The 11,737-nt window shown below is 31.0% G+C and carries 9 protein-coding genes and 8 tRNA genes; 15 read left to right on the forward strand and 2 right to left on the reverse strand.

All coding sequences use genetic code 11. The features are described 5' to 3' along the window. Positions 1 to 63 precede the first annotated feature (63 nt). From ACRC8M_RS07655 to ACRC8M_RS07690, 8 genes are all read left to right on the forward strand, one after another. Positions 64 to 139: transfer RNA gene (locus tag ACRC8M_RS07655), tRNA-Lys, on the forward strand. A 6-nt stretch (positions 140 to 145) separates the two neighbouring features. Further along, positions 146 to 222, forward strand: a tRNA-Arg gene (locus tag ACRC8M_RS07660). 5 nt (positions 223 to 227) lie between these two features. Next, positions 228 to 304: transfer RNA gene (locus ACRC8M_RS07665), tRNA-Ile, on the forward strand. Between the two features lie 7 nt (positions 305 to 311). Beyond that, positions 312 to 386, forward strand: a tRNA-Glu gene (locus ACRC8M_RS07670). 7 nt (positions 387 to 393) lie between these two features. Then, positions 394 to 477: transfer RNA gene (locus tag ACRC8M_RS07675), tRNA-Ser, on the forward strand. Positions 478 to 510: 33 nt separating this feature from the next. Further along, positions 511 to 586 (forward strand) — tRNA-Phe (locus ACRC8M_RS07680). Positions 587 to 601: 15 nt separating this feature from the next. Next, a tRNA-Val gene (locus ACRC8M_RS07685) sits at positions 602 to 677 on the forward strand. A 3-nt stretch (positions 678 to 680) separates the two neighbouring features. Beyond that, a tRNA-Asp gene (locus tag ACRC8M_RS07690) sits at positions 681 to 757 on the forward strand. Positions 758 to 851: 94 nt separating this feature from the next. Here ACRC8M_RS07690 and yfcC read toward each other — a convergent pair. Together yfcC and ACRC8M_RS07700 are read right to left on the reverse strand one after the other, a co-directional pair. Beyond that, the gene (gene yfcC / locus ACRC8M_RS07695; protein WP_438528598.1) at positions 852 to 2,351 is read right to left on the reverse strand and encodes a putative basic amino acid antiporter YfcC; all 1,500 of its coding nucleotides are present in this window, start codon (positions 2,349 to 2,351) and stop codon (positions 852 to 854) included. A gap of 146 nt (positions 2,352 to 2,497) precedes the next feature. Beyond that, the gene (locus ACRC8M_RS07700) at positions 2,498 to 3,709 is read right to left on the reverse strand and encodes a NupC/NupG family nucleoside CNT transporter (RefSeq protein WP_438528599.1); all 1,212 of its coding nucleotides are present in this window, start codon (positions 3,707 to 3,709) and stop codon (positions 2,498 to 2,500) included. A 493-nt stretch (positions 3,710 to 4,202) separates the two neighbouring features. Between ACRC8M_RS07700 and yaaA the strand changes: the two genes are divergently transcribed. Genes yaaA through ACRC8M_RS07735 form a run of 7 tightly spaced genes read left to right on the forward strand, consistent with a single transcriptional unit; the run spans position 4,203 to position 11,733 of the window. After that, complete coding sequence (yaaA, locus tag ACRC8M_RS07705; protein WP_023050778.1) at positions 4,203 to 4,409, forward strand: S4 domain-containing protein YaaA; 207 nt, start codon at positions 4,203 to 4,205, stop codon at positions 4,407 to 4,409. A gap of 30 nt (positions 4,410 to 4,439) precedes the next feature. Then, positions 4,440 to 5,540 carry a DNA replication/repair protein RecF gene (recF, locus tag ACRC8M_RS07710; RefSeq protein WP_438528600.1) on the forward strand — a complete coding sequence of 367 codons (1,101 nt, stop codon included), beginning with the start codon at positions 4,440 to 4,442 and terminating at the stop codon, positions 5,538 to 5,540. Beyond that, on the forward strand, positions 5,518 to 6,069 hold the full coding sequence (locus tag ACRC8M_RS07715) for a DUF721 domain-containing protein (RefSeq protein ID WP_438528601.1): 552 nt from the start codon (positions 5,518 to 5,520) through the stop codon (positions 6,067 to 6,069). Before recF ends, ACRC8M_RS07715 begins: the two co-directional genes overlap by 23 nt. Next, complete coding sequence (gene gyrB / locus ACRC8M_RS07720; protein WP_438528602.1) at positions 6,056 to 7,966, forward strand: DNA topoisomerase (ATP-hydrolyzing) subunit B; 1,911 nt, start codon at positions 6,056 to 6,058, stop codon at positions 7,964 to 7,966. Before ACRC8M_RS07715 ends, gyrB begins: the two co-directional genes overlap by 14 nt. Before the next feature lie 46 nt (positions 7,967 to 8,012). Beyond that, positions 8,013 to 10,466 (forward strand): DNA gyrase subunit A, encoded by a 2,454-nt coding sequence (gyrA, locus tag ACRC8M_RS07725; RefSeq protein WP_438528603.1) that lies wholly within the window; start codon positions 8,013 to 8,015, stop codon positions 10,464 to 10,466. A 24-nt stretch (positions 10,467 to 10,490) separates the two neighbouring features. Next, positions 10,491 to 11,264 (forward strand): hypothetical protein, encoded by a 774-nt coding sequence (locus ACRC8M_RS07730; RefSeq protein WP_438528604.1) that lies wholly within the window; start codon positions 10,491 to 10,493, stop codon positions 11,262 to 11,264. A 7-nt stretch (positions 11,265 to 11,271) separates the two neighbouring features. After that, on the forward strand, positions 11,272 to 11,733 hold the full coding sequence (locus ACRC8M_RS07735) for a YfcE family phosphodiesterase (RefSeq protein WP_438528605.1): 462 nt from the start codon (positions 11,272 to 11,274) through the stop codon (positions 11,731 to 11,733). Positions 11,734 to 11,737: the final 4 nt, after the last annotated feature.

Below are 11,737 nucleotides of genomic sequence, written 5' to 3' on the forward strand. Positions count from 1 at the left end.
GAGCGTCAGCCTTCCAAGCTGAATGTCGCGAGTTCGACCCTCGTCTCCCGCTCCATAAAAAATGCGTCATTAGCTCAGATGGTAGAGCACACGACTTTTAATCGTGTTGTCACTGGTTCGAGCCCAGTATGACGCACCATCTAATGTGTCTGTAGCTCAGCTGGATAGAGCAACGCCCTTCTAAGGCGTGGGTCAGGAGTTCGAATCTCTTCAGACACGCCATAAACGGATCCATAGCTCAGTTGGTTAGAGCACTCGGCTCATAACCGAGTGGTCGCTGGTTCGACTCCAGCTGGATCCACCACTCACCTGCCCCGTTCGTTCAGTGGTAAGGACAATAGATTTTCACTCTATAAACAGGGGTTCGATTCCCCTACGGGGTACCATTAATATGGAAGGTTATCCTAACTGGTAAGGAACCGGTCTTGAAAACCGGCGTCGCAAGACTTCAGAGTTCGAGTCTCTGACCTTCCGCCATTTTAAAGGTACCTATAGCAGGTAACAAAAGATGCCCAGATAGCTCAGTCGGTAGAGCAGGGGACTGAAAATCCCCGTGTCGGTGGTTCGATTCCGCCTCTGGGCACCACTAAAAAATCTATAAGGAAGCATAGCTCAGTTGGGAGAGCACCTGCCTTACAAGCAGGGGGTCACTGGTTCAAGTCCAGTTGTTTCCACCATATGGGGGTGTAGCTCAGTTGGTTAGAGCGCATGCCTGTCACGCATGAGGTCGCGAGTTCGACCCTCGTCACTCCCGCCATAAAAAGATTTTTAAAGATGTAGAAATACATCTTTTTTTTTATACAAAATAAAGTAAAAGGATGAAATAATTTTATTTCATCCTTTTGTTGTTACTATTGAAAATTAATTAAAACACCGATAACGATAAACAAGCAACCTAGTACAAATAAAATACCTTGGAATTTAATTTGTTGCTTAGCCCAAACTCCCCACTCAACTTTTGAAATACCTAAAATGGCCATTAAAATACCAGATGTTGGGACAATCATATTTGTGAATCCATCTCCAAGCTGAAAAGCTAGTACAGCTACTTGTCTAGGCACACTAACTAAATCTGCAAGAGGTGCCATGATTGGCATTGTTAAAGCTGCTTGTCCAGAACCTGATACAACGAAGAAGTTGAATACAGACTGGAAGAAATACATGGCAACCGCAGATATAGAAGCGTGTAATCCACCTAAAATTCCAGCAACAGCATTTAAAATAGTATTTAAAACTGTAGGAGTTCCAGCGTCAACTCCACCTAAAACAAGTACAATACCTTTAGCCATTCCAACAACTAATGCTGCTCCGATAAGGTCCTCTGCACCTTTTCTAAAAGAGATAGCAATATCATTCACAGTCATATCATTTAATTTAAAGATAACTCCAATGATTCCAGAAACAATACCCATAATAGTAAATTGTGCAGCTATTTCAGGTAAGTAGTATCCATGAAAAACAACTCCCCAAACAATCCAAGACATTCCTAAGAATATTGTTAAAAATACAAGTTTATGTCCAAGTTTAAACTCTAAATCCTCAGCTTCATCAGCTTTAAAATCGTCTCTAAAGAATTTATCAGTTTCATAAGAGATTGATAGTTCAGGGTTGGCTTTAATTTTTTTAGCATAATTCATAGTGTAGATAATTCCAAAAGCTGTAAAGAATATCCACATAACTATTCTAAACATAGCTCCAGAAAGTACAGGAACTCCAGCAACTCCTTGAGCAATAGCCACACTAAAAGGGTTCATCCAAGATGTAGCGAATCCAATTTGAGTTGAGATGTAGCACATAAAAATACCAGTTATAGAATCATATCCCATACCTACAACTATAGGGATAAGAATCATAGCAAAAGGAATCGCCTCCTCTCCCATACCAAATACCGCTCCTCCTAAAGAGAATAGAAGGAAAACAAGAGGTATAAGAAGTGCTTCAGATCCTTTAGTTTTTTTGATCATATTAAGTATTCCAGCTTCAACAGCCTTAGTTTTTAAAATAATACCAAAAGCTCCACCAGTGATAAGGATAAAAGCGATAATACCAACAGCAGTTCCCCATTTGTCACCACTAACAAGACCTTCAAATATATAGTTAGTGATACTCATATCTCCACCGGCAGCAAATATAGGAATACCCTTAGTAAGTGGTTGTCCTAAATCGTTTAATGCATATTTAAAACTTCCTGGAACAGGAACTGTTCTAGTCTTCATACCAGCTTCAGTAGCATATTGAATTTTATCCATTGTAAAACTACCAACTGGGATAATGTAAGTAAGAATTGCAGCAAAGACAACTACAAAAAAGATAATGACATACGTATCAGGTATTCTGATTTTTTTCTTCATTGTTTCCTCCTAGTTAATTATTTTTGTTTGTATGAGTATATAATATAAAATTCTAAAAAACAATAGTTAATAAAAAAAATATAAAAAATATATAATAAAAAAAGACAAGAAAATTTTCTTGTCTTTCAATAAGTAAATATATAGTTTTAGAAAAATACTCCTGCTATAACTCCATTTAAAAGAGAAGCTAAGAAACCTGCTAAAACAGCTCTCATACCTACTTGAGCAATTTCGCTTCTTCTATTAGGGGCAATAGCTCCTAGAGCTCCAATTTGAAGTCCTAAAGAGGCTACGTTAGCGAATCCAAGTAAAGCGAAACTCATAATAGCTATTGTTTTTTCAGAAAGTCCAGCTATGTTTTTTGTGAAATCTACATAGGCAACAAACTCGTTAAGTACCATCTTTTGTCCTAATAAACTTCCTGTATAAACAGCTTCGTGCCATGGAATACCCATAGCATAAGTTATAGGAGCGAAAATATAACCTAAAATTGTTTGAAGAGTAAGTTGGATTCCGAATAGATCTCCAATTCCACCTAAAATCATGTTTACTAAAGAAACTAAAGCAATAAATGATATTAAGATAGATCCAATTATAAGAGCGATATTCATACCATCGATAGTTCCCTTTGCAGCAGCTTCGATAACATTAACAGAATCACTTTTTGTGAACTCAATTTTTTCATCTTCTGATTCAGCTTGAGTTTCAGGCATGATTAGTTTAGCAAAAACTAGTCCACTAGGTGCAGCCATAAAAGATCCTGCAATCAGATATTTCATTGGAACTCCAAGAGCAGCATAAGCAGCTAGAGTTGAACCAGAAACAGATGCAACCCCACAAGTTAAAACAGCAAAAAGTTGTGATCTGCTTAAATTTGCTATATAAGGTTTTATAACTAGTGGTGCTTCAGTTTGACCAAGGAAAATATTTGCAGCAGCAGATACAGATTCAGCTTCCTTAGTTCCTAGAAGTTTTGATATTCCACCACCGATATATTTGATAACTAACTGCATAATTCCTAAATGGTATAATACAGATATTAAAGCACCGAAGAAAATAATAAGAGGTAGAACGTTAAAAGCAAAAACGAATGCGATGTTAGTTCCAGGTGTGTATAATCCTCCAAAAACAAATTGTATTCCCTCATTAGCTTGAGCAATTATTTTGTTAAAACCATTAGAAACAGACTCAAGGATATAAGCTCCACCAGACGTTTTCATCACTATAAAGGCAAAACCAAATTGTAGTGCAAAACCAGCTATGATAGTTCTCCATTTGATGTTTTTTCTATCATAAGATAGAAGATAACCTAAAAATAAAATTACAAAAATCCCGAATATACTTCTCAGTATAGACACATTACCAGCTCCTCTATAACTATAATATTATTTTGATACTACTATCAAAAATTACTTTATCCTTTTAATTATATTCTAAAATATATAATATACATAGGACAAGTTGCCTAGTAAAAAAATTATATGTATATAGATAAAAATAATAAGAAAAATTATGTATATCTTTTATTTTGTAAATTTAACAAAAAATACATAATTAATACTAAAAGTTTTAAAAAAAACATAAAAAAATAAAATGTACACTTTTTTATTGTAATAAAATAAAATAATATTTTAATAAAAAATAATAAAAAAATAACAAAAAAAAATTATAAAAAGAATTAAAATTATACTATATGTATTTATATTGAAAAAGAATAAAAAAAGAATAAAAATATATAAAAAGATTATTTTTTGTAGATAAACCCTCATGAAACCATGATAAATCTTATAGAAATAAAGTTAGTTTTATGGTAAAATGTATAATAGACTAAAAATATTTTAGGAGGTAAAAATGCAGGAGATAAAAATTTCTACAGAATTTATTAAATTGGATCAATTTCTTAAATTTACTGGTGAAATTGGCACTGGTGGTCAAGCTAAAGAGCTTATTTTAGATGGGCAAGTAAAAGTTAATGGAGAAGTAGAAGAAAGACGTGGAAAAAAACTTTATCCAGGTGACAAGGTTGAATTTTTAGGATTGGTATTTGTAGTAGCTTAAATCTATTATAGTTTTGGGGTGAAATAAACATTGGAAATTCTTGAAATGAATTATATAAACTTTAGAAATTTAGAGGACAGAAATATACAATTTTCTTCAAGATTTAATCTATTTTTTGGAAAAAATGGTCAAGGAAAAACAAGTATATTGGAAGCTATTTATTTTAGTGCTACAGGAAAAAGTTTTAGAACCTCAAAAAATATAGAATTGATAAAATATAATAAAGAAAAGATGGGAAGTTATATATCGTATAGAGATTTAATTTCTGAAAAAACTTTGAGTGTTAAAATCGATAAAAAACATAAAGAGTATAAATACAATGGAAAAAAAACTCCATTTGATGAATTTTATGGAAAAGTAAATATTGTGACTTTTATTCCTGAGGATATAGAGCTAATAGTTGGAAGCCCCAGTTTTAGGAGAACATTTTTTGATGGAGAGATAGCTCAAAGTAATTATGAATATTTCAAAAATTTAAAAGATTATAATAAACTTTTAAAAATAAGAAATAAATACTTAAAAGAAAAAAATATAAAGGATGAGATGTTTCTAATTTATGAAGAAGAATTTATTAAATTAGCAGCCAAAGTGATTCTAAAGAGAGTAGAATACGTAAAAAATATCTCTATAATATTGAATTTAAATTACCGAAAACTTTTTGATGATAAAAAAGAGTTGAATTTAAAGTATGAAAGTTTTCTTGGTGAAATAAAAGGTTTGACATTATTGAACCTAGAAGAAAAGATAAGGCTTAAAATACAAGAGATAAAATATCAAGAGATTCGATATGGATACTCTTTAGTAGGGCCACAAAGAGATGATTTTAAATTTCTTTTAAATGGAAAAGAAGCTAAGTCGTATTCATCTCAAGGTGAAAAAAAATCAATAATTTTTTCTTTAAAACTTTCTGAAATAGATATGGTAATAAAAGAAAAAAGAGAAACACCAATTTTTTTAATAGATGATATCTCATCATATTTTGATTCTATAAGAAAAGAAAGTATTATAAATTATTTAAAAAAAAGAGAGTTACAAGTTTTCATTAGTTCAACAACTGATTTAAATATAGAATCTAAAAACTTTAGAATTGATAAAGGAGAGATTCAAGATGGACATCATGAATGTAAGTGAAGCATTGGAAGAAGCTATTGTAAAAAGTAGGAAGTTAAAAGAAGGTATAATAAGAGGATATTGGAGAGATATTGTTGGGAAACTTTCTAAAAAAAGCGAACCTCTTTGGATAAAAGAGGGGATTCTATACGTATTGGTTGAGGATAGTATCTACCTTCATCATATGTCTATGAACAAAAATAAATATTTAAAAAAAGTTCAAGAAATTTTAAAAAAAGAGTATGTAAAAGATATAAGATTTAAGATTTCAAAGGTTCAAAGTTGTAACTATATGGAATTTATAAATGAGAAAGTTATTGAAGAAAAAAAAGAGGATTTTATTTCGGAGCTTAAGGATTTAACTTTAGAGGAAAAAATCGAAGTTTTGAAAAAACGAGCAAAAGAGCGAGAAAATGCCTTGAAATTAAAAGGCTATAAAAAATGTGATATTTGTGGAATGATGTTTTTGGGAGAAGGTTTTATTTGTAAACCGTGCTCTTTAAAAAATGTTGCAGATAAGATATTGGAGGATAAAGATGACAACAAATAATTATCAAGCAGAAAATATTACAGTTTTAGAAGGATTAGAAGCTGTAAGAAAAAGACCTGGAATGTATATAGGAACAACTTCAGAAAGAGGACTACATCATCTGGTATGGGAAATTGTAGATAACTCAGTGGATGAGGCATTAGCAGGATATGCAACAAAAATAGAGGTATCAATATTACCAGACAATATAATAGAAGTTGTAGATAATGGAAGAGGAATTCCAGTTGATATACACCCTAAATACGGGAAATCAGCATTAGAAATAGTATTAACAGTTCTTCATGCAGGAGGAAAATTTGAGAATAATAACTATAAAGTTTCTGGAGGATTACACGGAGTAGGAGTTTCAGTAGTAAACGCCCTTTCTGAGTGGACAGAAGTGACAGTAAGAAAAGCAGGTAAGGTTTATTATCAAAAATATAATAGAGGAGTACCAGAAAAGGATGTAGTAGAAATTGGTATCGCAGAAGATAGCGGAACTACTGTTAGATTTAAAGCTGACCATGAAATTTTTGAAACGTTAGTTTATAGTTTTTCAACACTAGAAACAAGATTAAGAGAATTAGCTTACTTAAACAAAGGACTTACTATAGTTTTATCTGATTTAAGAAAAGAGCCTGCAAAAGTTGTTAGTCTAGAGTTTGAAGGTGGAATTTTAGATTATATAAAAGAGATTGAAAAGGATAGTACACCAATAATGAAGACTCCTTTTTATATGAGTGGAGAAGTTGATAATGTTTCTGTAGAAATAGCAATGACATATAATACAAATCAAAGAGAGACAATATACTCTTTTGTTAATAATATAAATACTCATGAAGGTGGAACTCATGTAAGTGGATTCAGAACTGCTCTAACAAGAGTAATAAATGATTTAGGTAAAACTACAGGTCTTTTAAAGGATAAAGATGGAAAACTTCAAGGTTCTGATATAAGAGAGGGATTAACGGCAATAGTTTCAGTTAAAGTTCCTCAACCACAATTTGAAGGGCAAACTAAAACCAAGTTAGGAAACAGTGAAGTAACTGGTATAGTTTCTACTGTAGCAGGAGCTCAAATAAAGATGTATTTAGAAGATGCACCTAATGACTTAAAGGTTATAATCGAAAAAATATTAAATTCAAAAAGAGCAAGAGAAGCAGCTCAAAGAGCAAGAGAGTTAGTACTTAGAAAGTCAGCTTTAGATATAGGGTCATTACCTGGAAAATTAGCAGATTGTTCTTCAAAAAATCCTGATGAATGTGAAGTTTATATAGTTGAGGGAGATTCGGCAGGAGGATCAGCTAAACAAGGTAGAGATAGATCTTTCCAAGCTATTTTACCACTAAGAGGTAAGATATTAAACGTAGAAAAGGCTGGGTTACATAAAGCATTAGAAAATGCAGAGATTAGAGCAATGGTAACAGCTTTTGGAACTAGTATTGGAGATAACTTTAATATAGAAAAAAGAAGATATGGAAAAATAATAATAATGACAGATGCGGACGTAGATGGAGCTCACATAAGAACTCTGATACTAACATTCCTTTATAGATATATGGTAGACTTAATCCATAATGGAAATGTATTTATAGCTCAACCGCCACTATTTAAAATAACTCAAGGTAGAACAGTATCTTATGCTTATACTGATAGACAATTAAAAGAAATCATAGCTGGGCTTGAGGGTGAAGATAAAAGATACACTCTTCAAAGATATAAAGGATTAGGAGAGATGAATCCTGGACAACTTTGGGAAACAACTATGGATCCAGACACAAGAACTTTATTAAAAGTTACAATTGATGATGCAAGAGAAGCCGATATATTATTCGATAAACTAATGGGTGACAAAGTAGAACCAAGAAGAGAGTTTATTGAAGAGCATGCAGAGTTTGTAAAAAATCTGGATATATAAACGTATCGGTACAATAATAAAAATAATGTTCTAGGAGGAATAAATAATGTCTAATGTGAAGAATAGATATATAGAGGAAGAATTAAAGCAATCCTATCTAGATTACTCTATGAGTGTAATAGTTAGTAGAGCATTACCAGATGTAAGAGATGGATTGAAACCAGTACATAGAAGAATTTTGTTTGCTATGAATGAAATGGGAATGACAAGTGATAAGCCATATAAAAAATCAGCAAGAATTGTTGGAGAAGTTTTAGGAAAATACCATCCACATGGAGATTCAGCAGTATATAATACAATGGTAAGAATGGCTCAAAACTTTGCTTATAGATATGAACTTGTAGATGGACACGGAAACTTTGGATCTATCGATGGAGATTCAGCAGCAGCTATGAGATATACGGAAGCTAGAATGTCTAAAATAAGTAATGAGTTACTAGAGGATATTGATAAAGATACAATAGATTTTAGAAAAAACTTTGACGACTCATTAGATGAGCCTATTGTATTACCAGCAAAACTTCCAAATCTTCTATTAAATGGAGCTACAGGAATTGCAGTAGGAATGGCAACAAATATTCCACCTCATAATTTAGGTGAAGTTATAGATGGAATATTAGCTTTAATAGACAATAAAGAGATTACACCTGTACAATTAATGGAGTACATAAAAGGACCAGATTTCCCAACAGGAGCAATAATTGATGGAGAAGCAGGAATTTATGATGCTTATACAACTGGAAGAGGAAGAGTTAGAGTAAGAGGAAAAATTGAAATAGAAGAAGGAAAAAATGGTAGAGAAAGCTTAATAATAAAAGAGATTCCTTACCAATTAAATAAATCTTCTTTAATTGAAAAAATAGCTAACTTAGTAAAAGAGAAAAAAATAGTTGGAATATCAGACTTAAGAGATGAGTCAGATAGAGATGGTATTAGAGTAGTTATAGAGTTAAAAAAAGGTGAAGAGTCAGAATTAGTTTTAAATTCACTATATAAATATACAGAACTTCAAACAACATTTGGAATAATTATGCTAGCTCTAGTTAATAATGTTCCAAGAGTATTAAATTTAAAAGAGATTTTAGATGAATATTTAAAACATAGATTTGAAGTTATAACTAGAAGAACAAAATTTAATTTAAATAAGGCTGAAAGAAGAGCCCATATTTTAAAAGGGTTTATAATAGCTCTTGAAAATATTGATAGAGTTATTGAAATAGTTAGAGGATCAGCAGATGGAAATGAAGCTAGAATAGCCTTAATTGATAAGTATGGTTTCAGTGAAGAGCAAGCAAAAGCAATCTTAGATATGAGACTTCAAAGATTGACTGGTCTTGAAAGAGATAAAATCGATAGAGAACACGAAGAGTTAAAAACTTTAATAATTGAATTAAATAAAATTTTAGCAGATGATAATAGAGTTTATGAGATTATAAAAGAGGAATTAAATGATATAAAAAATAAATATAATGACCCAAGAAGAACAACTATTGAAAAAGAGAGATTAGAGATAAGACCAGAGGATTTAATAAAAGATGATAGCGTTCTTGTTACTATTACAAATAGAGGTTATGTAAAAAGAATGGAGCTAGATAAATATAAGGCTCAAAAAAGAGGTGGAAAAGGAGTTTCAACTCAAAATACTATAGAAGATGACTTTGTTGAGAGAATGGAAGTTATGTCAAACTTAGATACAATGATGATTTTCACAGATAAAGGTAGAGTTTTCCACTTAAAAGTTTATCAAATTCCAGAATCTTCAAAACAGGCTAGAGGAAGACTTATAGGAAACTTAATCAAATTAAAGGAAGATGAGAAAGTTAGAGAAATAATAAAAATAAGAGAGTTTAGCCAAGATAAAGAACTTGTATTTGTAACTAGAGATGGAATGGTTAAAAAGACAAATCTAAGTGAATACAAAAATATAAATACTGCTGGATTAAAAGCAATCAAATTAAGAGATGGAGATGACATAATATTTGTTGGAATCTTACCAGTTGATTCAAAAGAACAGATTTTCTTAGCAACAAAGTTAGGACACTCAATTAGATTCTCTAAAGATGATGTAAGACCAACAGGAAGAGATACAAGTGGAGTAAAAGGAATCTCTCTTAGAGCTAAAGATAAAGTAATATCAGCACTATTAATAGATGATGCAGCAAATGAGACTATTTTAACTATTACAGAGAATGGATATGGAAAAAGAACAAGAGTAGACGAGTATCCATTACAATCTAGAAGTGGTAAAGGTGTTATAAATATAAGATGTAGTGATAAGAATGGAGAGGTTGTAGCAGTTAAACCTGTTAAAGATGAAGAGGAATTAATGGTAATAACATCGTCAGGAATTGTTATAAGAACTTCAGTAAATCAAATTTCAATAATTGGAAGAGCAACTCAAGGTGTAAAAATTATGAGAGTAAATGAATCAGAATCTGAAAAAGTTGTATCAATAGCAAGTTTTAAAGAGGAAGATGTAGAAGAAGCAACTCAAGAATAATTTAAGTCTATAGGAGGAGTTATTATGAAAAAAGTTTTAGTTGTATTTGGAGAAGGATCAAAAAAAAATGTACTGATAGATAGTGCAATGTTTTTTAAAGAGAAATTTGGATACGAAATAGTCCCACTATATGTAAAAGATGTTAGAAGGGATGAGATTATACCAGCAACAATGGATGGAATGATAGTAAACTTAAGTAATAACTCCTTTTCACAAGAAAGAGATGCCTTTGAAGAAGAGGAAGTAAAACATCTACAAGAAAAATTAAAAATAAGAGGAATAAATTCTGTATTAAATGTTGAATTTGGTTTTCCTTGGGATATAATTAAAGAGTACATGAAGCTTGCAGATTTATTGATTTTTGAAAAGGGAGAAGCTTTATCAGAATCAGCTGTAACAGTGTTAAAAAATCACTTTAAACCTATTGTTATGGTAGGAGAAAAAGCTATAACATCTTTAGAAAAAGTTGGAATTTCAAGTGATGATGGTGTAAAAATAAATAAAAGTGTATTTTCTTTTATAAACATTTTTCCAGATATAAAAGACTTTACAATGTTGACTTTACTTTATAAGATAGAGGATAATACATTATTAAAATATTTAAAAGAAAAAGAAAAAGTCGTAGAATGGAAAAACTTTGATGGAGAATCAGCTAAAGAAAAGTATTTAAATGAAGTTAATAATTTAGACCTTTTAATTATGGGAAATTTGAGTAGAGGTTATTTCTTTGAAAAAATTACAGGAAAAAAAGGGTTAAATATTATGGAAAAATCTCAAACATCAATATTTATAGGATAGAATGAATATGAAAATATTAATAATTACAGATTCTCATGGAAACACAAATAAAATTTATGATATAATATCACAAGAAAATCCTAATATAGTAATATGGACAGGTGATCATAGTTGGGATGGAGAGGAGTGTTCTTTTGCGTTCCCAGATATAAAGTTTTATATTGTTAGAGGAAACTGTGATATTTTTGATAGAAAATTTAACGATGATGAAATATTAGATATAGATGGAATAAAAATATTTATAACGCATGGACACCTTTATAATGTAAAAAAAGAGATGTATACTTTGGAAGCGATAGCTGAAAAATATAGCGTAGATGCTGTTTGTTTTGGACATACCCACATACCCTATTATACAGAAAGGAATGGAATAAAATATTTTAATCCAGGTGCTTTAAAAGATAATAGATACGGGGTATTGTTAATTGAAAATAAAGAGCTAATTTTTAGTTATAAAGAGATAAAATAAAAAG

The sequence above is a fragment of the Cetobacterium sp. genome (genome assembly GCF_051653945.1).
GTDB lineage: Bacteria > Fusobacteriota > Fusobacteriia > Fusobacteriales > Fusobacteriaceae > Cetobacterium_A.

Coding starts and splice junctions, on each gene's coding strand:
- yfcC (WP_438528598.1), bottom strand. CDS start 2,351: ATGAAGAAAAAAATCAGAATACCTGATACGTATGTCATTATCTTTTTT.
- yaaA (WP_023050778.1), top strand. CDS start 4,203: ATGCAGGAGATAAAAATTTCTACAGAATTTATTAAATTGGATCAATTT.
- ACRC8M_RS07715 (WP_438528601.1), top strand. CDS start 5,518: ATGGACATCATGAATGTAAGTGAAGCATTGGAAGAAGCTATTGTAAAA.
- gyrB (WP_438528602.1), top strand. CDS start 6,056: ATGACAACAAATAATTATCAAGCAGAAAATATTACAGTTTTAGAAGGA.
- gyrA (WP_438528603.1), top strand. CDS start 8,013: ATGTCTAATGTGAAGAATAGATATATAGAGGAAGAATTAAAGCAATCC.
- ACRC8M_RS07730 (WP_438528604.1), top strand. CDS start 10,491: ATGAAAAAAGTTTTAGTTGTATTTGGAGAAGGATCAAAAAAAAATGTA.
- ACRC8M_RS07735 (WP_438528605.1), top strand. CDS start 11,272: ATGAAAATATTAATAATTACAGATTCTCATGGAAACACAAATAAAATT.